Below are 25144 nucleotides of genomic sequence, written 5' to 3' on the forward strand. Positions count from 1 at the left end.
CTAAATTTAATATATTATTATATCTATTAACAAATCTAATTTAGAGAGCATAATAAATGAAAAACATCTTAACTATAGGAAGTGCTTGCCAGGATATGTTTATAGATTATAAAAATAGAGACAACCTAGCTTTATCCAATCCTGAATTAAAGAATTCTATTATATTAAGAGAAGGTGAAAAAGTAGATATTGATAATATTTTTTATTCTTTAGGAGGAGGAGCTGTTAATTCTGCTTTAAGTTTTAAGAAATTAGGATTTAACGTTTCTACAATTTTTAAGTTAGGGATAGATCAAACAGGAGAATATATATTAGGTAAGTTATCTGAAATTGGAATTATAACTAAAGATATTATTTTAGATAAAAATATTGAAACCGCAAAATCTTTTATATTCTCTACTCAAGATCATAATTATACGGCCTTATGTTTTCGGGGTTCTAATCAAAGTTTTGATTTTAATGATGTAAAATATAAACTAGATAAATTTAATTATGATCTAGTTTATATTACTTCTCTTTCATCTAATTTTACTAGAGATTTAGAATATTTTATTAAAAAAATTAAGAGAAAAGAAACGCTGATTTCTTTCAATCCAGGCATTTCTCAATTGGTAAAAGATACCAGTTATGTTTATGGTGCTTTAAAATATATTGATGTTTTTGTATTGAATGCACTTGAAGCTAAAAGTTATTTAGAATGTTTGCTAAATTCGTATTTAATTGATTTAGTTAGCTATAATAAAATTATTACTGATCTTGATACTCCAGAATTATTTTATAAATTTTTAAATTATAAAAATAAAAGTTTAACTATAGAATTCTTCTTTAAACAAATACTTAAAAAGGGGCCAAAAATAGTTATAGTAACTAATGGAAAAGAAGGAGTATATTTAGCAACTCAAGACTTTATTTTATTTTATCCAAGTATAGAGACTGAAGTTTTAAGCACATTGGGAGCTGGAGATGCTTTTAGTTCATGTTTTATTGCTTCTTTAATGCTTGATGTTTCAGTAGAAAAATCTTTGATTTATGGTGCAATAAATAGCTCTTCTGTTATAAGTTGCATGAATGCTAATCAAGGTTTGCTTGGACTACCTGAAATTGAGCAAAAATTTAAAAAAATAAATTATAAACTACTTAAAAAATTTGTAATTTAATTAGAGATTTTATTTTGTTATTTGATTTTAATTATTAATTGTTATTGTTAATTGGTATAAGATATTGATTTAAAAATATTAAATATTATTGCAATAATTAAATGACCTGTTTGAAAAAAGAGATATTTAGAATAAGCTTTAAATATATTAGATAATGCTAATCTTGTATAAAATATTAAGTCAAATGATAATATTGGAATTATAATTTCAGAAAGTTATAAGAATGTTCAATAAAATTTATTTAATTATTTTAAGTTGTTTATTAATTAATTTTGATATTATTCCTATTGCTTCAGATAATTCTGATAATACTATATCAACTTATAAGTCAGGTGATATGCTTTTTTATATTCATTGCAATATGGCTTGGGATTTTTTAAATATCTTAAAAGATATAAATAAGATTAGGGTTTTAGGAAGCTCGGATTCAAAGAGCATATCAAATGGAGCTACTTTAGAGGATAGATTAAGTGGAGTGTCTGCGTTAATTTCAGGAGCTAGAATACATATTTTGTTTAATGATATAGATAGTATTTTTTCTGACAATAAATATGTTGTATTTTCTAGAATTATAAATTTAATATATCCCTTGTTTGATATTTTCACTATTCATAAACATATAGAAGTTTTAAAAAATGCAGAAAAGATAGCTAGTTATAATAAAGAAACCAATAGAAGTTTATTAAAAACAAAATTTATTCAATATGGTTGGTTAACAGTTAATAAGTTAGCTCCTTATTTATTATTTGCTTGGTCAAGAAAAAGTAATGAAAATATTAACTTTTTTAATATATTTAAAAAGTCAGAAAACTTAAATTTAAAGTCTTACGAAATATTTGAAATTACAAAAAGTTTAACTTATATTTCAGAAGCACTACGCAAGCATATGAGATTTAAAGCTGAGTTAGGCGATTACAAAAATTATAATATTTCTTCTATAAAAGCATAAAGAGCAAATTTAGAAATAAATATTTTTTTTAATGATTTAGAAGATACTTTTGGCTGTTTAGTGCTTTCAGTTTATATATTAATATTTTAATAGATTTATCAAATATATCATAAATAATACGTAAATATTTTTCTTATAATTCTAGAATTAACAATATTAGAATGTCTATACAAACACAGAAGCAATTTTACAATAATTTAAACTTAATTATTAGTAATTTTAATTATTCTATTAATTGTTTGCTAAATTTAATCGCTAATTATTATTTATTATTAAGCGATATCAAGAATTTCATTTCCATAACTTATTGCGTATTTTAAATTAACGTTATTTAAATTTAACAGTATTTTGATTGATGTTGTTACACTTTATGCCCCTTATGACAAAATAAAATGTATTTAGTAAAATAAGAATTATAAGTAAAATTAAAATCAAAATAATTACTATATGGAGGATATTGTGAAAAAATTATTTTGTCTTATTTTAACAGTTTTAAGTATTGTTAATATACCAAGTTATCTTAGTGCCAATGTGCACAATCAAATAATTTATGCAATTCAAAAAAGCTTACCTGACAAATTAAAACAAAGTTTATTTAATGCAGATTTAAGTACATCTCAGAAAAATGATTATATAGCTTTTGCTAAGGGTATTACAAAAATACGTGAAAAAAAGATAAAACTAGACAAAACAAAACCTAAAACCAGTAAAACAGAAACTTGTGTATGGGCCATGGTGATGACAGGCGGTTATGGAGCAGCAAGTGCTGCTTTAGCTTTAGGCTTTTTATATTGTAAAGAGATAAATGAAGCTGCTAAATTTGGGGGATTGTCTTTAGGAGCTTTTGCTTTGTCTTATATTTGTTATAGGAAGCTTGACGATACATTTGGCGAAAATTTTAGAACACGTAAACAAAAATATTTAGATTCAATCAAAATTCAAGCAATTTTAAAAGGTACTCTGTAAGATATATTTAGTAAAATAAAAAATATAAAGAACAATTAAATAATCAAAATATTACTATATGGAGGGATATTATGAAAAGATTATTTTGTTTAAGCTCATTAATTTTAAGTTTATTGAGTTTTACAACCTATATAAATTGTAATGTATATAATGACATACATCAGGCAATTGAAAAAAGTATGCCGCAATATTTGAGAAAATGCTTATTAAAAGTGAATTTAAGCCAATCTCAAAAAGAAGATTATCTATCTTTAGCAAAAGCTAAAAAGAAAATAAGAGAGAAAAAAGTGAAGTTAGACAAGATAAAGCCTAAGACAAGTGAAGCTGAAAGTTATGCTTGGGCAACTTTAGGAACATTTGGTTTTGGTGCTGTAAATGCTACTTTGACAGGAGCATTTTTATTTTACAAGGATTTAAAGCAAGCAAGCGAATGTGGGGTTATAGCATTAGGCTCTTTAGCTCTATCTTGGTATTGTTACCAATGTTTAAAAGGAGCACGTGGAAAAATTTTTAGGACACGTCAACAGAAATATGTTGATTCTGTTAAAATTCAGACGATTTTAGAAAATATTGCTTGAGAAAAAGGGTTTGTTAACTAGTATTACTCTTTTATATTGTTGATATTGTATTTTCTAAAAGGTGAATTATCTTGACTTATATAATGAAGAGTTTTTTTTGTAATCATTGATGATGTTAGAGTATGGATCAAGTTATTGCTGTAATTTCGATGGTTACTGTTTCTACTTGTATGAACTTTTTAACAGTGTTTTGATTGATGCTGTTTGAAATTATACCCCTTATGACAAAGTAAAATATATTTAGTAAAATAAGAATTATAAGTAAAATTAAAATCAAAATAATTACTATATGGAGGATATTATGAAAAGATTATTTTGTTTAAGCTCATTAATTTTAAGTTTATTGAGTTTTGCAACCTATATAAATTGTAATGTATATAATGACATACATCAGGCAATTGAAAAAAGTATGCCGCAATATTTGAGAAAATGCTTATTAAAAGTGAATTTAAGCCAATCTCAAAAAGAAGATTATCTATCTTTAGCAAAAGCTAAAAAGAAAATAAGAGAAAAAAAAATAAATTTAGATAAGATAAAGCCTAAGATAAATAAATCGGAGAGTTGCGCTTGGGCAATGTTAGGAACAACTGGTTATGGAATTGTCAGTACTGCTTTAGTAGGAAAATTTCTGTTTTATAAAGATATGAGACAAGCAGCAGAGTGTGGAGCATTGGCTTTGGGGTCTTTTGCTTTAACTTATTTTATTTATCAATATTTCAAAGAAGTAAGAGAAGAAAATTTTAGAACACGTAAACAAAAATATATTGATTCAGTTAAAGTACAGACTGTTTTAGAAAAGTTTATTTAAGAATATTGAGAGCATATATCTTTAATATGCTCTCAAATTTTGATTATTTATTGAGCTTCTTCAGAATTAGAAATTTTGCGTTTTGCTAAGTTAACTAAAAAGTCAATCATTTGTTCTATAGTAGGCTGTGTTTTATTTTTTAAAGCTTCAATAAATCCTTCCCAGAATATCAATCCAATTTGTTTATGACCGGAAATTTGAATATTCTCTTTATTATTTTTTTCTGTAATATTTTCTATAATGTTATTAGATTCATTTTTTGACTTATCTAATTTTTTACCATTTAAGATTTTATTTAATAGCTTATTAGTATTGTTATCATTTTTAATTGCTTTTTTGCGTTCTGCTATTATTTTTTTCTGATTACTACAATAAGTATGCAAACGTTGTTCATACTCATTAGGATTTTTTAATTCTTTTGGATAGCTGAATTTTTCAATTACTGCTAATGATAAAAAGGTTGCCATAGTAACAAGCGATCTTTCTTGTGAATTTTTACAATAAGAAAGTCCAAGACCTCCTGCACATAGACTAAAAATTTTTCCTAGTGAGGAGCGTGGTTTATCTTTTAAATCGATAAAGTTAGAGAATATATATTTTAAATCAAAATAATTCAATAATTTATAAAATACAGAATCTTCACCCTTATTTTTAATATCCTTTCTGATAGTTATTGATACTTGAAGTATCATATCTTCTATATCATACCCTGTGAAACCTTTTGTTTCATCTGCTAAGAGTTTTTTATGAAGTTCTCTTACATACTGTTCGTTTAAAGAGAAAGTTTTATTATTTTTATTTTTCTTAATAAATATAGTTTTATACAAAAGATTTTTAATATAATAATCAAGTATTTGTAATCTTCTTGTATTATCAGGTAAAGTCATTGAAATATAATTTACTAAATTATCAAAATCGTAATATTGTGTTAATTCTTTTGGATCAACTTGAGAACTAAATATTGTAAATAATAGATTATTATTTTTATATTCCTGTAATTTTCTTACAAAAAGTTTAAAGACTTGTTTTTTAAAAGCGTCTTTTATTTTATCCATTTGATGAATGAATAATACAGTTGGATTATTTTGTTTTGCTAATGTATCAATTAATTGATTTATTGCTTTATTATAAAGTTCAACTATTTCTTCTTTATTTTTGCCCTTGATTTTATTGCTTGTTGTATTAAGTTCAGCAGGATTTAAAGCGCTGATACAATTAAGCTGCCATTTAGATAGTTTACTTATACTGTGAGCTAAACTGTATTTTCCTGTATTAGATGGACCATAAAGCCATATATCCTTACTATTTTGGTTTGAACTTAGAGTTTCAATAATATTTTCAATTCGAGCTAAATATTCATCTTCTACTAATATATCTATTGGAATAAACTTATTTTGAGCAAAATTAAAATCAGATAATTCTCCAATTAACTCAAATGCTTGATCTGATTTAGTACGATCGATATTAAGTGAATCAGCAAAGATAAATCTAGGATGTTCGTTCTTCTTTTTATCAACAACACAAGTTACCCAATGTTGGGGATAATATAGAATAAAAATTGCAGTACCTTCATAATCATTGTCTTTAAATTCGAGCGCCGTTTGTTTTAAGTTATCTTCTAAATTAAATAAGTCTTGAATATCTCCCTCAAGACAGAATATTTTTGTATTTTCTGGTAAAAAAGAGCTAGAACTTCTTTTTTTATCTAAAAGAATATTTATTAGATATTCTATTTCTTTACTAGAAACCCAATGTCCGGGTTTAGAAGATTCTAAAGCTTGGCCTTTTTTTGATATGTCAGACCAATCGATTTTATAATTAGATAAAGGACATCTTTCTGTATCTGCGCTATCAAGAGGCTCGCAATTGATTATATTATCCTTTTTAACATGGCAATCTATATAAAAAAATCTTCTTATTTTTGTATAAAATCTATTGTTTTGATAAAAGGGTATCCCCTTTATTGTTTTATTAAGCATTATTTCTTTAAATACTTTAAATATTCCATAGCTATTTTCATAGAAACGACAAATGTCTGTTTCGTCATAATAATAAAAATCTTTATTGATTATATTATCAGCAACTTCAACAATAATATCACAAATTGCTTTTCTTTCTTCTTCTGAATACGTACAATTTTCTATTTGTTCTACCGGAATAAGCTTAACATATTCATGACTTAGATTAAGTTCATAAAAGCCCCCAGAATCTGGTTTTTGAGATACTATTTCTTTATCTAAAATAATATTTTTAAAAAGATAATCTACTATAAGTTGTTTTAATAAAAATTTAACTCTTTGTTTAACAATTTGTTCTTTCCAGATCCGTTTTAAATCTTTGAACAACCTTTTATTAAAATTTTCTTTATTAAAAAATTTTAGATCTGAAGATTTTTTTAAAGATTTTGCAATAATTATTCCATTATAAAGAGCATGATAACCACATGTGCCTGATTGAGGGTTTTGAGATGTTACATCGATTTGAGTAATATTTGCAGGTTTTACTTTTGATAATTCCATAGCATTTAAGCCGAAACTCAACATTAAGAATAGATTAGGTAAAGTAAGTTTGTATTTATTAATATGCATAAATTTCTCCATTAAAGTTTGAGATTAATATTTAAGACTTTGTTATTTCTATTATAATTAATATATTATCAGATTATTAAATAAATTCAAATTTTAATAAAAAATATAAAGTCTTAATGTTATTAATAGAGATATTTTGCATGGTTTAATTAATGTTATTTTAAACTTTTATTTTCTAATATTGTCATTTGAGTTTTATCTTAAAACACAATTGCAGACAACTTAAAGATTTAGATTTTAAATTTATCTAATGCCTTTTTATAATTATCAAAATCTCTATCTACTTTAGAGGGATTTCCTGGATCGAAAAAAATACTAGATTTATAACCTTTAAATCTTTGGTATTTTTATTCTTTAGATAATTTACTAGAGCTTTAGATACTTTTTGCTGCAGAATTATCTGTATCGCACTTAAATATACCAGTACTTATAATAGGAATAGATAAAGATTTAATTTTTTAATTCGGTTCTAAATCTATCTAATTTCTGTGTTATTTATTTTATAGCTAATATAATTGTTATTTTTTATAAATAGGTAAATTTTTAACAATGTTAGATAAATTTATTATATTTATGCTTAAACTTTGAAGGGTATCACTTAAGATTATCGATTCTAAATTTTCTAAATTAATTCTATAATTGTAAAATATTGTTAAAAAAGTACACTCTGCAGTTTTAGGGGTTAAAATACATTCTTTTGCTAATTCTATATCTTGAGTTATCTGCTGGGCTAAATGATATGCTTTTGTGTTATGAGAAAAATTGTTAGGGTTATATTTATCTATTAAATTATTATAGTTATTGATAAATTTTTCTCTTTCAGGTCCCGGTATTAGTTCTAATTGACCTTTGGTTTTATTAAATTTAAATATTCCTTTGGGAACAATATCAAAAATTTCATAAGCATGCATATCTTTTGTTTGGTCAAACTTTCTATAGGTTTCCATTGAATTAAGTCTTAAATTGAATGTTGTTAATAATATTATCCAAAATTTAAATTTACTTTTCATTTTTTATTTCCAAATATCTAGTGTATAGATACAATTATTATAGTTTACTTAAATGCTTTAAGGTATTATCTAAGTTAATTAGACCTATTTCTAATGTGTGCAAATTATATTTTAAATTATTTATATTTTCTTTTACTGGTTTTATCTTGCTCATTTTCTTAAAAGCTTTCATCTTACTTTTAAACCCTTTAAATATAGTCATATAATTTGCAGGAGGATTTATATTGGTATTAGGATTTAAGATAAAGTCTTTAGCTGAGTTTATCTCTTTTGTTAAGTCACTTCCTAATGGTCGTACATCAGAGGTAAGCTTATCAGGGTGAATTTGCCTAGATAATGTATGAAAAGCTTTAATAAATTTTCTTTTGGATTCAGGCTTTAATTCATATTCCAATGTAGTTCTATTTTCTATAAAATCTTGAGGAGTCAATCCAAAAATCTCATAAGCATAGCTATCAGTTTCAGTATTATATTCTGAGGGTTGCTTATTTTTAAGTTCTTTTAAAAGATCTGGTTCTTCATTTTCTAATTCTTTTAGTAGTTCTTTATAATTGTAAAATATTGCTCTAAAGTGCCGGCCTTCATTTATATTAGGGAAGCTAATAAAATTTGCAGCTTCATCTATATCAGCAGTAATTTCTTGAGCAAGTTTGACAGCTTTTTTATTTTTTAAAAAGTTGTTTGGATGATATAGAGATATTAAGTTATGATATGTAATTAAGAATTTTTCTTTATCCTCGGGCGTTTTAAATTCATGTCGTCCAGCTTTAATATTATAAGTGAATATATCTTTAGGGATAATGCCAAAAATTTCATAAGCATAACTATCTGTTTGAGAGTTGTAAGGTCTTTGCATAGCTTGTGCAATTTGTAAATGTAAAAGGATAAGCAAATTAAATATGGTTATTACAAATTTTTTCATTTATATTCTCAGCTTAATTTTACAGTTTTATATTTAATATAACAATTTGTATAATATATTTTCAAGTTTTTTGCTTTAATTTGTAATCTAATTAAACTTACTTTTAAGTTATATAAGTCAGAAATGTCATAAAAATATCTCAATAAATAAATTTAACAAATAATAAAAATGTTATAATTATAATGTAAAAAATATAGAAAATAGATTAATAAACATTTGTAAGGAAAATATAATTGATTTATAATAAAAATGATGGCTTGCTATAAAAAACAAATCTAAAAGGTTGATATTATGCTCATTTCGAATTTAGATGATGCAAAAGGCACTATAATAAGAGTTTCAGGAACTATTATCGATGTGGAGTTTCCTATTGATTCAGTTCCCAATATATTTAATGAATTGAAAATATTAATACCAGAAAAAAATAAATACAAAACTGCTAGTGTTGAAGTAGAGCAACAACTAGGAGAAGGGGTTGTTCGCTGCATTGCTCTTGAAAGTATTTTTGGTGTTTGTCGTGGTTTAAGAGTATTAGATACTGAAGGTCCAATTAAAGTTCCTGTAGGACCCAAAGTACTTGGACGTGTTTTTGATGTTCTTGGTAAAACTATAGATGGGCTTGAACAAATTAAAGATGTTGATAAGATGCCTATCCATAGGGAACCACCTGCTTTTATTGAACAAAAGATTGAAAATGAAATACAAGAGACTGGTATAAAGATTATAGATCTTATGATGCCTTATTTAAAAGGCTCAAAGATAGGTCTATTTGGAGGTGCTGGTGTAGGTAAAACTATTTTAGTCACTGAATTGATACGTAATATCGCTATTGAGCATAAAGGTGTATCTGTGTTTACCGGTATAGGGGAAAGAACACGAGAAGGTAATGAACTTTGGCTTGATATGAAGAGATTTAATGTTCTTGATAAAGCGGTTTTAGTATTTGGACAGATGGGAGAGATGCCAGGAGCTCGATTAAGAGTTGGTCTTACTGGTCTTACTATGGCTGAATATTTCAGAGATGTTGAGAAGAAAAATGTTTTATTATTTGTAGATAATATATTCAGATTTGTTCAAGCTGGATCTGAAGTTTCTGCCTTACTTGGTAGAATTCCTTCAGCTGTTGGGTATCAGCCTACTTTAGCGTCTGAAATGGGAGCTTTTCAAGAGCGAATTACAAGTACAGTAAATGGCTCTATTACTTCTATTCAGGCGGTATATGTTCCGGCAGATGATATTACCGATCCTGCGCCAGCTACAACATTTACTCATTTAGATGCCAGTACGGTTTTATCAAGAAAATTAGTAGAATTAGGTTTATATCCTGCGATTGATCCTCTTGAATCAAGCTCAAAAGGACTTTCCCCTTATATTGTTGGGCAGAAACATTATAATGTTGCTCGTCAAGTTGAATCTATCTTACAAAGATATAAAGAACTACAAGATATTATTGCTATATTGGGTCTTGAAGAATTGTCAGAAGAAGATAAGCAATTGGTCAAAAGAGCAAAGAGGATTCAACGATTTTTAACTCAACCTTTATTTTCTGCTGAATTTGCAAGTGGTATTCCTGGTCGATATGTGCCAATTGAAAGAACGGTAAGCGATTTTGAAAGAATTGTCAGTGGTGAATGTGATAATTTACCAGAAGCTGCTTTTTATATGGTAGGTACTCTTGACGAGGTGTTTGAAAAAGCAAAAGGATTAGCAAATGAATAGAGACAAAATAAAGCGAAATAATAGATGAAATTTATATTAATAAGTCCAACTAAATCTAAAGAAATGGATGTAGAATGGATAGAAGTTCAGACTCAAGAATCTAATTTTGTTATTAAAAAAGGTCATGCTCCAATTATAGTTATTTTAGCTCCTAATAAAGAGCTTTCTTTAGGGCTACAAGATGGTTCTACTACTATAATGACAGTTGCAGGGGGCATCTTAGAAGTTAATAGAAATACAGCAACCTTGTTATTAACTAATGAGTAGTATTATACACATGAAGACTTTGGATAAAAATAAGATTTTAGGACATATAGTTGCTGGTTCTTTGGCTGATGGCTTTGTAATGAGAATTCATCCAAAGACTGATATAGAAGAGTTAAAAACAGGAAAATTTGTTTCAATACACGGTAATCAAAATAAATTTTTTTCTTTAATTACCGATTTAAAGCTTGAAGTTACGAATCCTGATATACTGCTCTTTCCTCCTTCAAGTGATGAAATTCTATTGCAAGAGTCATTAAAAACTAAAGATATTTATGCAACTGCTATATTACGTCCTGTTATAATGCTTGATTCTAATAATAGAGTATTGCCTGTAAAGACTATTCCTTCTCATTTTGCTCAAGTCTATGAGGCGAGCAAAGAAGATGTAAAGTTAATATTTGGAGATGAATCTGAGCCAACTAAGAAATATTTTAATGTTGGTAATCCTATAGATATGGATGCAATAGTTTGCTTGAATTTAGATAAATTAACAGAAAGAAGCAATGGCATCTTTGGCAAAACCGGTACAGGTAAAACATTTATAACTAGATTAATACTTGCTGGTTTAATTCATAATGATAAAGCAGTGAATATAATTTTTGATATGCACAGTGAGTATGGCCTACAAGCAAGAAAAGAAGGCAGTAAAGGCAATAAAGACTCTTTTGTAAAAGGTCTTAAGACTTTATTTGAAAATAAAGTTGCTATTTTTTCTCTTGATCCTGAATCGACTAGACGCAGGGGAGGTATGCCTGATGCAGAATTGATTATAAATTATAATTCAATTGCTGTAGAGGATATAATTTCTTTAAATCATGAGCTTAATTTACACTCAACAGCTTGTGAAGCTGCTTATCTAATTGCTGCAAAATATAAGAAGAATTGGTTGGAAGTGCTTTTAAATCAATCGGATAGACTTAAAGAGTTTGCTCAAGAAGTAGGTGCTCATCCAGAATCTATAGCAGCTTTATATAGAAAGCTAAAAAACATAGACAGATTATCTTTTTTAAGGACATCAAGTGATGGTGATTCTAAGTCAGATATAGTTGATAAAATGATTGATTATGTTGATAAAGGCATTTCTATAATTATTGAATTTGGAAATTATACTTCAACTTTTTGCTATTTATTAGTGGCTAATATTATTACTAGAAGAATTCATAATCTTTATATTAAGAAAACTGAAAAGTTTTTAGGTACACAGTTAAAACAAGATGAACCAAAAAAATTAATGATAACTATAGAAGAAGCTCATAAATTTTTAAATGTTCAAGCGGCAAAACAAACTATTTTCGGAACTATTGCAAGAGAAATGAGAAAGTATTATGTTTCTTTGTTAGTAGTAGATCAAAGGCCTTCTGGTATCGATCCTGAAATATTATCCCAGATAGGAACTAAAATAGTTGCTCAGTTAAATGACGAGAGAGATTTGCAGTCAATTGTAACTGGTGTTAATAATCCTCATCAAATAAGATCTATTTTATCGGCTCTTGATAGTAAAAAACAAGCGGTTCTTATGGGTCATGCGATCCCGATGCCTTTGGTTATTGAGACTAGAGAATATGATGAAGAATTTTATAAAGCTATGTCTGATAAATTGTTACTTAAAAAAGTAGATGCTTTAATCTCAGAATTGTTTTAAAATATAATAAAGTATATAACGTAATTAATATTATAATTTAGGTAAAATAATGAAAAAGATATTATTAGGAGTTTTTTTAATTTTAGCTATATTTGGCTTTATTTGGTACCAGAATTTTAATCAAGATTATTCTAAGAATAAGGATATTAATACTTTAATAATTGGAACATCTGCAGATTTTCCACCATTCTCTTTTAGAGACAATAATGATGATATTGTTGGTTTTGATATAGATGTTGCAAAAGAAGTTGCTAATCGTATAGGCCTGAATTATAAAGTAATTGATCAACAGTTTTCTATGTTATTATCCCAAGCTCAACTTGGACAAATTCATGTAATAGCTGCAGGTATGACACCAACTGAAGAAAGAGCTAAAAAACTAAGATTTACTAAGACTTATTTAACTGATAATCCATTATTAGTAGTTACACTAAAAGGCAAAACCCCTGAAATTAAGAGTTTACAAGATCTTAAATCAAAGGACATAATAGTAAACACAGGTTATACGGCCGATCTTTATATGTCTGATTTTCCTGATATCAATTTAATAAGGCTCTCTAAAGTTTCTGATGCATTTACTGCTCTTGATAATGGTAAAGGATATGCTTTTGTCACTGCTGCTTTTACTTTGAATCCTTATTTAAAAGATTTAGGTACAGATAAATATAATATTTTTAAAATATATCAAACGGATGAAACTTCTGCTTTAGGTGTATCTAAATTGATATCACAAGAATTATTTAATAAAATAGAAAAAGCAATTGAAGATATGGATTTAGACGGAACTATGCAATCTCTTAAGAAAAAATGGGATCTTATATAATGTTAGATATTAATATACTATTAAATAGTTTGCCGCAATTGATACAAGCTACTGGAAGTACATTATCTATAGCTTTCTTATCTTCACTTATAGGATTAATTGGAGGTACTATATTAGGCTTGATCTTATCTGAAAAAAATAATTTTTTTAATTGGATAGCTACTATTTATGTTACAGTAATACGTGGAACGCCCATGTTGTTACAGATTATGTTTTTGTTTATTTTATTTGCTAAAATAGGTATAAATATATCATCTTTTTTTACAGCTGTTATTGCAATAGGACTTAACAGTGCAGCTTATATAAGTCAAATTATAAGATCTGGTATAAAGTCCATTTCAAGGGGTCAAATAGAGGCTGCAAAAACATTAGGCATAAGCAAGTCTGATTTAATATTTCATATTATTTTACCACAGGCTTTTAGAATTATAACACCTGCAATAGGAAATGAGTTTGTTACTTTAATTAAAGATTCAAGTTTAGCTTCATTAATTGGAGTAGTAGAGTTAATTAAAAGGGGAGATATTATAATTAGTAGAACTCATGATGCTATTTCAGTTTATATAATTATAGGATTAATTTATCTTACTATAAATACCATATTAACTGTAATTATTAATAAAGTAGAGAAGAGTTATAATAAATAAAGAGTAAAATAATGTTAAAAATAAAGAACCTTTCAAAATCATTTAACAATAAAAAAGTTTTAGATAACATATCATTTGATGTAAAAAATGGTGAAATTGCGGTATTTTTAGGTCAATCGGGAGTTGGAAAATCTACTTTATTAAGGATTTTGAATAACTTAGAAAGTTATGAAGATGGTGAAATTATTTTAAATAATAAGCCTCTTGACCTTAAAAAAGCAAATGAAGAACATTTAATTGGAATGGTTTTTCAACAATTCAATCTCTTTGAGCATATGACTGTTGAAAGAAATATTACTTTTGTATTAGAAAAATCTGCTAAAAAGAATTCTCATGATGCTAAATTGATAGCTCAAGATTTATTGAAAAAATTTGGTCTTTTAGATAAAGCTAATTTACCTGTAACTGAACTTTCAGGAGGCCAAAAGCAACGCTTGGCAATTGCACGAACTTTATCTTTAAAACCTCAAGTTGTTTGTCTTGATGAACCTACATCTGCTCTTGATCCTATGTTAACAGGATTTGTTGCTAATAATATAGAAGAACTTAGAAATCAAAATTATACTGTTTTGGTAACAACTCATGATATTGCTTTAATAGAGCGCCTTGAGTGTACTATATACTTAATGGACTCTGGTAAAATTGTTGAAAGTACTTTATCTCAAGAATATTTTGCTCATCCTGAACAATATCCTTTGATAGAAAAATTTGTAACTGGGAAATAGATAAAAATTATTGCAAACTTTATAAAAATCTATATTGTTATGGTGATTGATAAAACAACTTTTAGATAAAATCTATAAAGCTTTTCAAAAACTGTATGAAAGCAATATTATACCTTTTTTTTACTTTAAGTTTGCTATTTAATTTAAGATTATTATCCAAAAAAACCATAGAAATTAAAAGCGATCAAGTTCCTTATGCTCTTAGTAATTTGCATATTAATCAAAACACTTATGCTTTTATGGATCCTACTATTAAATCTATAAGACAGTTAAGAGTAGCTCAAGGATATGGTGATCCTACTTATAAAAACTTTCGTCCCTTTGCTAATTATCGTATATATGGTTTTAGTGGTTATGTTATGTCTACTATTACTCGGCAAACTATAGCAGATGAAGCTATTGGTTTATTTTTATACCCTGCACCTTATGTTGCTGATAACAATGGTAAAGACATAAATGCTCATGCTAAAACTCTTATAGGTGGAGCTGAAGCTCTTATTGGATTTTTTTTCAATCCTTTTCAAGGTTACTTTCAAAATATATATTCTATTATTGAATTTAGTTTTACAGGGACCAATGCTTTTAATGATTATTGTGCAACTATGAGAAACTTTTTTGGTGAAATTACCTGGGCAAGAGGATCTTTTTTATTTGGTCAGTATTATCATCCTCTTTTTTTAAAAGAATGTTTTCCAAGAACTGTTAACGGAAATCAAGGGTCTCCTTTTGAGACCAATTGTCTTGCTCCTCAAATAAGAGTTACTCATCTATTTCGACCAGTAGAAGTTACGTTTACTATGTTAAGTCAATCTTATTGGGCTAGCTGGGGCCTTCCTCAAGATTTTGTTATATTTGGTATAAATCTCTCTAATTTTGAGGATAGTAATATATTTATTAGAGATGCTATAGTTCCTAATATGAACATAAATGTAAAATATCTTGTTGGAAAAAGTTATTACGGCTTTTCTTTTGATTATTTGCGCTTGTTTCCTACTTTATTAAGTTCTAAAAATTTTAAATCTAATGAGTATGTTAATAGTATCAGTGGAGAAATTTTTGCTCATAATGTTTTTAGTAAAGGAGAAATAAATATAAAAGCGATATATTCTCAAAATGGTTCTAATCAATTAATGATAAGTGGCTTTGCTGTTAAAAATGTTAACCCTATCACTGCAATTAATAGTTATATACCTACTGCTTGCGTTGCTGTATGGTTAGATTGTTTTTATTTGTTCAAAAAAAGAGATATAGAAATAGGATTATTTACAGGTTGGACTAAGAATTTAGGCGCTTTAAGTAGGGTCTATATAGATCCTGAGACTAATCAGCCTATTGTTTATTCTGAAGAAAATAATATTTCTGCTAATTTGGATCATGCTGCTCGCTTGTCTATTCGGTTTGTTTATGCCAAAGAATCATTTAGATGTGGGTTAGAACTTGAATATGATAAAGCTGATTTTGGCCTCACGCTTAACAGTTATGCTCAACCGATTAATATAACCCCTGTTAATGCCTTTTCTTATATTTTTTCAATTGATTATGTTTATTAGATTTTTATTATTTTTTAAAAAAATGTTAATTTAAATTCTAAATCGGGTGAAGTAGTTTGAACTGGAAGCTGTAATGAAAGCAAATAACTGTTTTCTTTTTATTTTAGGATTGTTTTTATTTTTTATTAATTTAGTTATCTATAGTAGAATTACATTAGAGAATATTGTTGAAAATGAAGATTCAAAATCTAAACTTCCTTTAGAAGGCTTTAACCGTAGTTTGTCAAGAGATAGCAGATTAGCTGCTGTAAGGCAATTAAGATTAGCTCAAAGATATGGGGATCCTGGTTATAAACAATTTCAATCATCTTCTATAATGCGTTTTTATGGGTTCAGTGGTTACGAGATGCTTACTATTACTCGTCAAGGAGTTAGTGATGTAAGTATCGGTGAGTATATATATCCAGCTCGATACTTTGCAGATTCTTTTGGAAAAGATATTAATGCTCATGGAGAAACTATTATGGATGCAGCTGGAACCCGCTTTGGAATATTTTTTAACCCTATGCAAGGGCACTCAAAAAATATGTACGCTATATTAGAGCTTGATTTTAGGGGTACGAACCGTTTTACGCAATATACAGCGAAAATTCGACATTCTTTTGGGGAAATATCTTGGGAAAGTGGGGCTTTGTTATTTGGGCAGTATTTTCATCCTCTTTTTCTCGTTGAAAGCTTTCCTCGTGTTATTAATTTTAATTTAGGAGCTCCGTTTGAGCCACAATCATTAGTGCCTCAATTACGTGTTACTCAAGAGGTTGGTCCTTGTGAATTTTTATTAGGTATAATGGGACAATCTTTTTTAAATACTTATGGTCCCAACGCTTTTAGTAATGTTTATTTAGAAGATGCTATAATACCTGATATAGCATTTGGTTTTAAGTATAGATTTGGTCTTACAGGTGAAAGTTTTTATGGTTTTGTTATAGATTATTTAAGAGTTGTACCAAGGTTATCTTCTCTTGGTGTAATTAATGGTAACAGTGCTGCTTATAAAGTGAATGAGTATGTGGATGCTATTAGTACTGAAATATTTGGGCATAATGTTTTTCATTGGGGAGAGGTTAACTTTAAGTTTATTTTAAGTCAAAACGCTTCTAGCCAAGTTTTAATTAGTGGCTTTGCAGTTAAAACGCTTGATCCTATTACTGATTATAGAACTTATGTACCAACTAATGCTGTAGCCTTTTGGCTAGATACTTTTTATTTATTTTATAGAACACAAATGCAATTAGGTCTATTTTTTGGTTATACTCATTATCTTGGAGCATTTACTCCATTATATATAGATCCAAGTACTGATCAACCAATTTCTTATAGTAGGCCTATAGGTAATACTGGTTTTTCAGTAGATTATGTTTATAGGGTTGCTCTACGCTATTCTTATAATTTAGGTTCTTTTAGATGTGGGTTAGAGCTTGAATGGGATTTAATTGCTTATAGTGAGCGTTTAGATAGATATGGTCGTGGGCTTAACCCTAAACCAGTTAATGCATTTTCTCCGATTATTTCAATTGATTATGTTTATTAGATTTTTTATTATTTTTTAAAAAAATGTTAATTTAAATTCTAAATCGGATGAAGTAATTTGGATTGGAAGTTGTAATGAAAGCAAAGAATTATTTTCTTTTTATTTTAATTAATTTTGTTTTTATTGGTAATATTTTATATTGTCAAACCAATTCGGGAAATATAGTCAATAATGAGCGAGGTAATTCTGATAGATCATTATCTAAAAATAGTAGATTAGCAGCGGTAAGACAATTAAGATTAGCTCAAAGATATGGTGATCCTGGATATAAGCAATTTCAATCATCTTCTATAATGCGTTTTTATGGTTTTACTGGATATCAACTAGTCACTATTACAAGACAAGGGGTAGGTAATGTAAGTATTAATGATTATATATATCCTGCTCCTTATAATGCAGATCCACTAGGAAAAGATATAAATGCTCATGCCGAGACTATTATGGATGCAGCAGGTAGTCGTTTTGGTATATTCTTTAATCCTTTACAAGGTCATTCAGAAGATATGTATGCTATATTAGAGCTTGATTTTAGAGGTACCCTTATTTTAACACAATATACAGCTAAGATTAGGCATTCTTTTGGAGAGCTTTCTTGGGGAAGTGGAGCTTTTTTATTTGGTCAATATTTTCATCCACTTTTTCTGGTTGAAAGTTTTCCACGCGTTGTTAATTATAATTTGGGTGCTACCTTTGAGCCCCAATCATTGGTTCCTCAATTGCGGATTACTCAGGAACTGGGATCTTGTGAATTTTTATTAGGTATAATGGGACAATCTTTTTTACAAACTTATGGGATTTCTGCAAATAATAATGTTTATTTACAAGATGCTATAGTACCGAATATAGCATTTGGTTTTAAATACCGATTAGGATCTTTAGGCGAAAGTTTTTATGGTTTTGTTATAGATTATTTAAGAGTTGTTCCAAGATTATATTCTGTTGCTGTAACTAATGGCCATATTATTACCTATAGAGTAAATGAGTATGTCGATGCTGTTAGTGCTGAGATATTTGGGCATAATGTTTTTAATTGGGGCGAGATTAATTTTAAACTTCTTTTGAGTCAAAATGGATCAAGCCAAGCTTTAATTAGTGGTTTTGCAGTTAAAACTGTTAATACTATTACTGACTATAGAACTTATGTGCCAACTAATGCTGTAGTTTTTTGGTTAGATGCTTTTTATTTATTTCATAAATCTCAGATGCAATTAGGTATATTTTTTGGTTATACTCAATCTTTAGGAGCATTTACTTCTTTATATATCGATTCTACAACAGGTAATCCTATTGTTTATAGCATGCCTATAGCTAATCAAGGAGAGCCAATAGATTATGCTTATAGAATTTCTACTCGTTATTCTTATGATTTAGGATCTTTTCGATTTGGTATAGAACTAGAATGGGATTTAATTGCTTATAGCAATCTTATGAACAAATATGGTAAAGGAGTCTTTCCTCAACCAGTGAATGCTTTTTGTCCTATTATTTCACTTGATTATGTTTTTTAAATGTATTTACAAATTGTTTTTTATTTATTGTGAGGTGTATCTATTTAAACAGAAATAGCACATTAACTAGAGCTTAAATGGTTTAAAATAATAGGCATGTGGATTAAAAAGATTTTAAGAACTGTAATATTATTCTAAATTGTTATTGCTGAAATTTAAAAATTATAAATTTTAATAAATTAGATAATTATATAATTATCTAATTTATTAAAATCAATTCTTTATTTTAATGAACAATCACAGAAGCATTAGCGGAAAATGTACCACTTGAAGTTTTTACTGTGAAAGTATAAACTCCATCATTAATTCCAGGATAAACATTATTTACTACAAGTCTCATTGTATTATCTAATTTAAAACCTCTAGGTCCTGTCCATCCACAATACAAAATTGTACTTCCAGAAGTATTAACTCCTGCTTGAACCTGAGCTGTTCCTCCAGGAGAAACTATTACATTTCCATTATAAGGTTCTAAACTTATAGTCACAGCGTTTAGACTAGCTATGAAGCAAGAAGCTACTAAATTTAGAGCAAAAATTCTGCTTATTTTTAATAAATTCATTTTTTTTATCCTTTCATTTGATTAGGCTTAAAATAATATTTTCAGATTAATAATAAAGTTTTGATTTCAATTCTGCCGAATTTAAGTATACATTTAAATAAGAAGAGTTTGATTAAAGCGAAAAGATTGCAAATTTAAAAGTCTTAAATCATTACAACTTTAAATATTCAATAAAATAAAGAGATTGTAAAATGAAATCTTTATTACTGTATAATTTATAATTTTATTAAAATATTGTTTTTAAATCAATGATTTTAATAAATAATGATGATTTTTTACAGTAAAAATATATTTAAATTTAATGCATAGATATAGTGTTCTTCTTATTTCTTAAATATGATTTAAGTACTCTTGTTTAAATTATTTTTTATTTATGTAAATTAATATATAAATGATTTACTTACTATAAGAGGGATAAATTATGAAAAATAATATGTTAAATATTGCTATTTTCATGTTTTTAAGTTTAATGACTCACATATTTTATGGAAATTTTATTATTTCTTATAAGCAAGGCGGAACCTATTTATACGATAGTAGCGGAGAGGAAATTAAATGTTTGTCTTCATTTATTAAAGCAGATAAAATTAAATGGTCTAAAGACAGAAGCCATAGTATTGTATCCTTTGAGCCAGGAGCAGTTTGTTTGTATGACTTTAATGGTAATGAAATTAAATGTATTTCTCATTTAACAAAGGCTCAAAAAATAAAATGGGCTCCTGATGGCAAGAGCTTTCTAATATTTTATCCATTATGGGGTGTTTATTTATATGATATTAATGGAAATGAAATACAGCATATCTCTGCTTCTACAGCTGATAAAATAAAATGGTCATGTGATTCAAAAGCTTTTGTTATATACTATTCATCTATAAAATATGTTTTAACTCCAGGAATTTATTTATACGATTGTAAAGGAAAAGAAATAAATCGAATATCTTATAATAGAGTAGAAAAAATTAAGTCAATTGATGATGGTTTTGTAATTTCTTATATAGATGGTGGAGTAGATTTTATAAAAAAAGAGAAGCGTACTTTAGCTAATATACATAGTGCTGATTATATAGAGTGATTATAATATAATTAAAATTTGATACTTTTTGAAAAAATATATAAAGTAAGATGATTTATAAAATAATAATTCTAAATAGTTTAACGAAAGGTGCTATGAAAAAGTATATTTTATATCTATCATTTTGCTCATTAATTTTTATAAATATTATAAATACACTTGAGCAGGATTTTTTTAAAAATATTTTGCAGAATAAAAAATCTTTAAAACATAAAAACTTAATTTCTAAGAATCAAAAAAATGAAACTGTAGAAAGTATATTAGAAAAATTAGAGCAAGAAGATACACAATTTGTCTCATTTACTTTTGTTAATTTGTTTGGAGACTTGAAGGAAATTATAGTACCTTTTGATAAGGCAAAAAGTGCTTTTATCAATGGTTTAACATTTGATAGTTCTTCAATCCCAGGTTATTTTTCAACAGAAGAAAGTGATATGATTTTAAAACCTGATTTAAGTACTTTAAGATTTTTGCCATGGACTTCGGATCTTCATAAGACAGCTTGGGTTATATGTGATATTTATAAAGATCGAAATACTTTATATGAATCAGACTCTCGATATATCTTAAAAAAAGCTATAAAAGAACTAAATCTGATTAACTGTAAGTGTAATATTGGTGTTGAATTAGAATTCTTTTTATACAAAAATTCTGAGCCACTTGATAATAAAAAATATATAGATCCTGATGAAATATATTCAAGACAGCAAGAAAATCATATTATAATTCATACCCTTAAGGGCATGGGCGTAGATGTTGAAAAATTTCATCATGAAGTAGCTCCTGGTCAATATGAATTTAGTATAAAGTATGATAATGCACTTGAAATTGCAGATCAAGTCATTATTTCTAAATATGCCCTTAAAGTTCTTGCCAATCAATTAGGATATCAAGTAATTTTTTTACCTAAACCAATTTATGGTAAAAATGGTAGTGCTATGCATATACATTATAGTATTTATGATAATCTTGAAAATAAAAATGCTTTTTATTCTTGTGACAATGATTATAATTTCTCCGATTTAGGTAAGAAATTTTTGGCCGGTAATTTATCTTATATAAAAGAATTTAGTGCTATATTAAATCCATTAATTAATTCTTATAAGCGCTTAGTGCCTGATTTTGAGGCTCCTGTTTATATTTGTTGGGGACTTAAAAATAGATCTGCATTGTTTAGATTACCTTTAATGCACGATGAACCTGATAAAGCAATGAGAATTGAAATTAGAAGTCCCGATGTTAATTGTAATCCTTATTTAGCTTTTTCAGCGATTATTAAGACAGGCTTAAAGGGTATTAAAGAAGATTTAATTTTAAATAAACCTATTACTCAAAATTTATTTAAATTAGATGTAAGTAAAATACGAGACATGAATATTAAGGTTTTGCCTAAAAATTTATCTCAAGCTTTAGATGTTATGCAAGATAGTCAAATGGTAAAAGATTTATTAACACCTAAAGGGTTTGAGGAATATATTAAAGTCAAACGGCAAGAGTGCGCTAACTTCAATAGTGCAGTTACTAATTGGGAATTAAATTAATACTAATAACAAAATCATGATTAACTAAGAGATAGAATCTAATTGAAAGCCTTCGATACTTAAAGCCTCACTAATTATATCTTGATCTATAACTTTATCAGGTAAGTAAATTAATTCTATTCTTTTATTTTCAAAGTATTTATTTATATGAATAAAATTATTTTTTTCAAATTGTGCTTGAATGACCCCATCTATTTTACTAAGTGCTTCAAGAGCAGATTGAGCACAAAATTCGCATTCTATGCCTTTGACTTTAATGTATGCTATTTTCTCTTCATTTAGTAATTCTAAGTTGTTCTTTTTTAATGATATTTGCCGACAAGACGGTAATAAAAAAACTAGCAAAACAAAATAAAATTTTTTCACCTTAATTTTTCGCTTTAATAAATGTTAAGATATCTTAAAATTAATAACAATTATAGCATTTTATTAATTTTAAGAGAATTTTAATTTTTAAATTAATACTAAGAGATTGTACAATTTCCTTGTTCATGATCTAAATCTTTAGTGGTTGGTTTTTTTGCGAATAACTTTATTAAGTTTGAATGACTTAGTTTTTTAGCTAATTCTTGTGGAGAAGATCCATTTTTATTTGCTATAGTTGGATCTGCGCCATGTTCTAGTAGTAAAATAACTATTTCTTCACAATTAAATATTGTAGGATATATTAAAGCAGTATTTCCATTTAGATCTTTAGCGTTTATGTTAATTATAGTTTTAACTACAAGTAATTTAACAAAATCTATTAGTCCGTAATAACAAGCTAATATCAGTGGAGTCGTTCCAGTGCTAGATTGCATATTAATATCAATATCAGGTTGGTCTATCAAAATTTTAAATATCTCTAGGTTTCCTCTACTGATTGTTTGTAATAATGTATTGTTATCTCCTAAAAAATCTTTTGTATTAACATCAACTCTTTTGTCGTTGATCAAAAGTTTTGCTATTTCGTTATTGTGATAAAGAATAGCTGTACTTAAGGCTGTCTCTCCCCAGTTTCCTTGTTCATTAATATTAGTTTTATTGTGTTGTATGATTAATTTAGCTATTTCATTATGCTTATGTTCTATTGCCAATATTAATGGAGTTTTGTTATTGATATCGCTTTTGATTTTGATATTAATTTCAATATCAGGATGAGATAATAAAATTTGGCATAATGTTATAAAATTCTTACCTGCTATCCAATGTAATAGGCTTATACCATTTTTATTACAAAAATTTACGTTAATATTATAATCAATAAGATACTTAAGTATTATTTTATTTAAATCATTTGATTTTGCTATATTTAGAAACCTTTGATTAGTATTTGAAATTTTTCCCAAAAAAGAAACCAATTCTTGAAAGAGTTCAATAGTATTATCTTTATTTGCTTCAAATATATCTTTTATTGTTAAATCTAATATGTTTAAAGTGATTTCATCTGGATAACTTAATAAATTAAGCTGTTCAGAATTAGTATCCATGTCAATATTCATAACCATTATTTTATCAGACATTATTATTAATAAGAAGATTATCGAATGGTTTATTAAATTTTTCATGTTAAGCACTTTCTTATTTTATGTTCTTGGAATAAGTTAATTAGATTGTTATAAATATTTATTAAAGTTTTGTTTTTTACTATACAACTTATATTATAAGATTTTATGACTATAGTCTCTGCGGTATCTCCTTGATTATCAGTTAAATCAGCATCAATTTCTTTTTGTTCAAGAAGCATTTCAACTATATTATATAATCCTAAATGTGATGCTAAAAATAGGGCTGTAAATCCGTCTTGATCTTTCAAATTAATATTTGTATAGGGATGTGATAAAATCAAGGTCAAAGCTTCTGCATTATTATTACTCGCAGCTATCATTAAAGCGGTTCTTTTATATTTATTTTTATCATTAATATCGATATTGTTATTTCTATATTTGATTATATATTTAATAGCTTTTATTCTATTTGGTTGTTCAGCAGCGATCATTAAAGCATTTTGTTTATCATTGTTTTTAAGATTTATATTAGTTTTTGGATATTTAATAAGAAATTTACTTATATTTTTGTAGTTCAAATTTATTGCTTGTATTAAAGGGCTGTCACCAGTTTTATTTTGAGTATTGACATCTATTTTATAGTATTTAAAATACTTTGATAAAATTTTATTTATGTCCCCAAATTTAAAGCTACATGATTTATACTGTTGGTTTAAGTGTGCACTGCTATCGATGTCTAAAATTTCTGCCAAAGAATGTATTAAATAAAATATATTACTTCTGCTTTCTTTGATCTTAATTTTTATCAATTTATCAAAATAATTTAGCATAATGGTATTTGATAAATCTAAAGTACACTCATAATCTTTTTGTTTTTGCATAGACCAAAGAGTTTTGTTATTTAAATAAATAAAGCTATAGATGATTATCAAACTAAAGGTTGTGATTTTATTTTTCATGTTTAATATATTTTAAATTATTTTTTAGTTTGTGGCTTTAGTTTAGAGTTTATACTGAATAAAATTAAATTGAAATAGATTAAATTTAGACAAGTTTGATAATATTTATTGTAATATACTGTACTTGACATTA

23 protein-coding genes are annotated in these 25144 nt (G+C 26.9%); 16 read left to right on the forward strand and 7 right to left on the reverse strand.

Annotated features, from left to right (window positions below; genetic code table 11):
* Positions 1–56 precede the first annotated feature (56 nt).
* The 5 genes from BABL1_RS03355 (at position 57) to BABL1_RS03375 (ending at position 4458) form a co-directional block, all read left to right on the forward strand.
* A complete protein-coding gene (locus tag BABL1_RS03355; protein WP_023792397.1) occupies positions 57–1157 on the forward strand; it encodes a carbohydrate kinase family protein in 1101 nt (366 codons plus the stop codon).
* A gap of 223 nt (positions 1158–1380) precedes the next feature.
* Complete coding sequence (locus tag BABL1_RS03360) at positions 1381–2106, forward strand: hypothetical protein (RefSeq protein ID WP_023792400.1); 726 nt, start codon at positions 1381–1383, stop codon at positions 2104–2106.
* Positions 2107–2565: 459 nt separating this feature from the next.
* Complete coding sequence (locus tag BABL1_RS03365) at positions 2566–3072, forward strand: hypothetical protein (protein WP_023792403.1); 507 nt, start codon at positions 2566–2568, stop codon at positions 3070–3072.
* A 71-nt stretch (positions 3073–3143) separates the two neighbouring features.
* Positions 3144–3650 (forward strand): hypothetical protein, encoded by a 507-nt coding sequence (locus BABL1_RS03370; RefSeq protein WP_023792407.1) that lies wholly within the window; start codon positions 3144–3146, stop codon positions 3648–3650.
* A gap of 301 nt (positions 3651–3951) precedes the next feature.
* Positions 3952–4458 (forward strand): hypothetical protein, encoded by a 507-nt coding sequence (locus tag BABL1_RS03375; RefSeq protein ID WP_023792412.1) that lies wholly within the window; start codon positions 3952–3954, stop codon positions 4456–4458.
* Positions 4459–4505: 47 nt separating this feature from the next.
* Here the strand turns inward: BABL1_RS03375 and BABL1_RS03380 are convergent, their stop codons facing one another.
* The 3 genes from BABL1_RS03380 to BABL1_RS03390 form a co-directional block, all read right to left on the reverse strand.
* Positions 4506–7046 carry an AAA family ATPase gene (locus tag BABL1_RS03380; RefSeq protein ID WP_023792415.1) on the reverse strand — a complete coding sequence of 847 codons (2541 nt, stop codon included), beginning with the start codon at positions 7044–7046 and terminating at the stop codon, positions 4506–4508.
* A 518-nt stretch (positions 7047–7564) separates the two neighbouring features.
* Positions 7565–8056: a hypothetical protein gene (locus tag BABL1_RS03385; RefSeq protein WP_023792417.1), complete on the reverse strand. Its 492-nt coding sequence runs from the start codon at positions 8054–8056 to the stop codon at positions 7565–7567.
* 37 nt (positions 8057–8093) lie between these two features.
* Positions 8094–8978 (reverse strand): hypothetical protein, encoded by an 885-nt coding sequence (locus tag BABL1_RS03390; protein ID WP_023792421.1) that lies wholly within the window; start codon positions 8976–8978, stop codon positions 8094–8096.
* A gap of 291 nt (positions 8979–9269) precedes the next feature.
* On the opposite strand from BABL1_RS03390, the gene atpD reads away from it, so the two are divergent.
* From atpD to BABL1_RS03435, 9 genes are all read left to right on the forward strand, one after another.
* Positions 9270–10697 carry a F0F1 ATP synthase subunit beta gene (atpD, locus tag BABL1_RS03395; RefSeq protein WP_023792424.1) on the forward strand — a complete coding sequence of 476 codons (1428 nt, stop codon included), beginning with the start codon at positions 9270–9272 and terminating at the stop codon, positions 10695–10697.
* A 24-nt stretch (positions 10698–10721) separates the two neighbouring features.
* The gene (locus tag BABL1_RS03400) at positions 10722–10964 is read left to right on the forward strand and encodes an ATP synthase subunit epsilon domain-containing protein (RefSeq protein ID WP_023792427.1); all 243 of its coding nucleotides are present in this window, start codon (positions 10722–10724) and stop codon (positions 10962–10964) included.
* Between the two features lie 10 nt (positions 10965–10974).
* Positions 10975–12606: a helicase HerA domain-containing protein gene (locus BABL1_RS03405; protein WP_044601172.1), complete on the forward strand. Its 1632-nt coding sequence runs from the start codon at positions 10975–10977 to the stop codon at positions 12604–12606.
* A gap of 49 nt (positions 12607–12655) precedes the next feature.
* Positions 12656–13429, forward strand: coding sequence for a substrate-binding periplasmic protein (locus BABL1_RS03410; RefSeq protein WP_023792431.1), 774 nt, complete (start codon positions 12656–12658; stop codon positions 13427–13429).
* Complete coding sequence (locus BABL1_RS03415; protein ID WP_023792434.1) at positions 13429–14076, forward strand: amino acid ABC transporter permease; 648 nt, start codon at positions 13429–13431, stop codon at positions 14074–14076. Before BABL1_RS03410 ends, BABL1_RS03415 begins: the two co-directional genes overlap by 1 nt.
* Before the next feature lie 11 nt (positions 14077–14087).
* Positions 14088–14801: an amino acid ABC transporter ATP-binding protein gene (locus tag BABL1_RS03420; RefSeq protein WP_023792436.1), complete on the forward strand. Its 714-nt coding sequence runs from the start codon at positions 14088–14090 to the stop codon at positions 14799–14801.
* Positions 14802–14896: 95 nt separating this feature from the next.
* Positions 14897–16351, forward strand: coding sequence for a hypothetical protein (locus BABL1_RS03425; RefSeq protein ID WP_023792439.1), 1455 nt, complete (start codon positions 14897–14899; stop codon positions 16349–16351).
* A 73-nt stretch (positions 16352–16424) separates the two neighbouring features.
* Entirely contained in the window at positions 16425–17882 is a 1458-nt protein-coding gene (locus tag BABL1_RS03430) for a hypothetical protein (protein ID WP_023792442.1), read from the forward strand.
* A 74-nt stretch (positions 17883–17956) separates the two neighbouring features.
* Positions 17957–19390 (forward strand): hypothetical protein, encoded by a 1434-nt coding sequence (locus BABL1_RS03435; protein ID WP_023792445.1) that lies wholly within the window; start codon positions 17957–17959, stop codon positions 19388–19390.
* A 226-nt stretch (positions 19391–19616) separates the two neighbouring features.
* On the opposite strand, the gene BABL1_RS03440 is transcribed toward BABL1_RS03435, so the two are convergent.
* Entirely contained in the window at positions 19617–19952 is a 336-nt protein-coding gene (locus BABL1_RS03440; protein ID WP_023792447.1) for a hypothetical protein, read from the reverse strand.
* Positions 19953–20373: 421 nt separating this feature from the next.
* Here BABL1_RS03440 and BABL1_RS03445 point away from each other — a divergent pair, with 421 nt between their 5' ends.
* A complete protein-coding gene (locus BABL1_RS03445; protein WP_023792449.1) occupies positions 20374–21024 on the forward strand; it encodes an eIF2A-related protein in 651 nt (216 codons plus the stop codon).
* A 95-nt stretch (positions 21025–21119) separates the two neighbouring features.
* Positions 21120–22565 carry a glutamine synthetase family protein gene (locus BABL1_RS03450; RefSeq protein ID WP_171814732.1) on the forward strand — a complete coding sequence of 482 codons (1446 nt, stop codon included), beginning with the start codon at positions 21120–21122 and terminating at the stop codon, positions 22563–22565.
* A gap of 24 nt (positions 22566–22589) precedes the next feature.
* Here the strand turns inward: BABL1_RS03450 and BABL1_RS03455 are convergent, their stop codons facing one another.
* The 3 genes from BABL1_RS03455 to BABL1_RS03465 form a co-directional block, all read right to left on the reverse strand.
* Complete coding sequence (locus BABL1_RS03455) at positions 22590–22931, reverse strand: heavy-metal-associated domain-containing protein (protein ID WP_023792454.1); 342 nt, start codon at positions 22929–22931, stop codon at positions 22590–22592.
* 98 nt (positions 22932–23029) lie between these two features.
* A complete protein-coding gene (locus tag BABL1_RS03460; RefSeq protein ID WP_171814733.1) occupies positions 23030–24046 on the reverse strand; it encodes an ankyrin repeat domain-containing protein in 1017 nt (338 codons plus the stop codon).
* 62 nt (positions 24047–24108) lie between these two features.
* Positions 24109–25011 carry an ankyrin repeat domain-containing protein gene (locus BABL1_RS03465; RefSeq protein WP_023792458.1) on the reverse strand — a complete coding sequence of 301 codons (903 nt, stop codon included), beginning with the start codon at positions 25009–25011 and terminating at the stop codon, positions 24109–24111.
* Positions 25012–25144: the final 133 nt, after the last annotated feature.

It is taken from the genome of Candidatus Babela massiliensis (assembly GCF_000513475.1).
Classification (GTDB): domain Bacteria; phylum Babelota; class Babeliae; order Babelales; family Babelaceae; genus Babela; species Babela massiliensis.

Excerpts from the sequence above, each read along its gene's own strand:
- BABL1_RS03450 (WP_171814732.1), top strand. The coding sequence starts at position 21,120 with ATGAAAAAGTATATTTTATATCTATCATTTTGCTCATTAATTTTTATA.
- BABL1_RS03440 (WP_023792447.1), bottom strand. The coding sequence starts at position 19,952 with ATGAATTTATTAAAAATAAGCAGAATTTTTGCTCTAAATTTAGTAGCT.
- BABL1_RS03375 (WP_023792412.1), top strand. The coding sequence starts at position 3,952 with ATGAAAAGATTATTTTGTTTAAGCTCATTAATTTTAAGTTTATTGAGT.
- BABL1_RS03430 (WP_023792442.1), top strand. The coding sequence starts at position 16,425 with ATGAAAGCAAATAACTGTTTTCTTTTTATTTTAGGATTGTTTTTATTT.
- BABL1_RS03460 (WP_171814733.1), bottom strand. The coding sequence starts at position 24,046 with ATGAATATTGACATGGATACTAATTCTGAACAGCTTAATTTATTAAGT.
- BABL1_RS03390 (WP_023792421.1), bottom strand. The coding sequence starts at position 8,978 with ATGAAAAAATTTGTAATAACCATATTTAATTTGCTTATCCTTTTACAT.
- BABL1_RS03380 (WP_023792415.1), bottom strand. The coding sequence starts at position 7,046 with ATGCATATTAATAAATACAAACTTACTTTACCTAATCTATTCTTAATG.
- BABL1_RS03445 (WP_023792449.1), top strand. The coding sequence starts at position 20,374 with ATGAAAAATAATATGTTAAATATTGCTATTTTCATGTTTTTAAGTTTA.
- atpD (WP_023792424.1), top strand. The coding sequence starts at position 9,270 with ATGCTCATTTCGAATTTAGATGATGCAAAAGGCACTATAATAAGAGTT.
- BABL1_RS03420 (WP_023792436.1), top strand. The coding sequence starts at position 14,088 with ATGTTAAAAATAAAGAACCTTTCAAAATCATTTAACAATAAAAAAGTT.
- BABL1_RS03425 (WP_023792439.1), top strand. The coding sequence starts at position 14,897 with ATGAAAGCAATATTATACCTTTTTTTTACTTTAAGTTTGCTATTTAAT.
- BABL1_RS03435 (WP_023792445.1), top strand. The coding sequence starts at position 17,957 with ATGAAAGCAAAGAATTATTTTCTTTTTATTTTAATTAATTTTGTTTTT.
- BABL1_RS03360 (WP_023792400.1), top strand. The coding sequence starts at position 1,381 with ATGTTCAATAAAATTTATTTAATTATTTTAAGTTGTTTATTAATTAAT.
- BABL1_RS03370 (WP_023792407.1), top strand. The coding sequence starts at position 3,144 with ATGAAAAGATTATTTTGTTTAAGCTCATTAATTTTAAGTTTATTGAGT.
- BABL1_RS03400 (WP_023792427.1), top strand. The coding sequence starts at position 10,722 with ATGAAATTTATATTAATAAGTCCAACTAAATCTAAAGAAATGGATGTA.
- BABL1_RS03385 (WP_023792417.1), bottom strand. The coding sequence starts at position 8,056 with ATGAAAAGTAAATTTAAATTTTGGATAATATTATTAACAACATTCAAT.
- BABL1_RS03415 (WP_023792434.1), top strand. The coding sequence starts at position 13,429 with ATGTTAGATATTAATATACTATTAAATAGTTTGCCGCAATTGATACAA.
- BABL1_RS03465 (WP_023792458.1), bottom strand. The coding sequence starts at position 25,011 with ATGAAAAATAAAATCACAACCTTTAGTTTGATAATCATCTATAGCTTT.
- BABL1_RS03405 (WP_044601172.1), top strand. The coding sequence starts at position 10,975 with ATGAAGACTTTGGATAAAAATAAGATTTTAGGACATATAGTTGCTGGT.
- BABL1_RS03410 (WP_023792431.1), top strand. The coding sequence starts at position 12,656 with ATGAAAAAGATATTATTAGGAGTTTTTTTAATTTTAGCTATATTTGGC.
- BABL1_RS03355 (WP_023792397.1), top strand. The coding sequence starts at position 57 with ATGAAAAACATCTTAACTATAGGAAGTGCTTGCCAGGATATGTTTATA.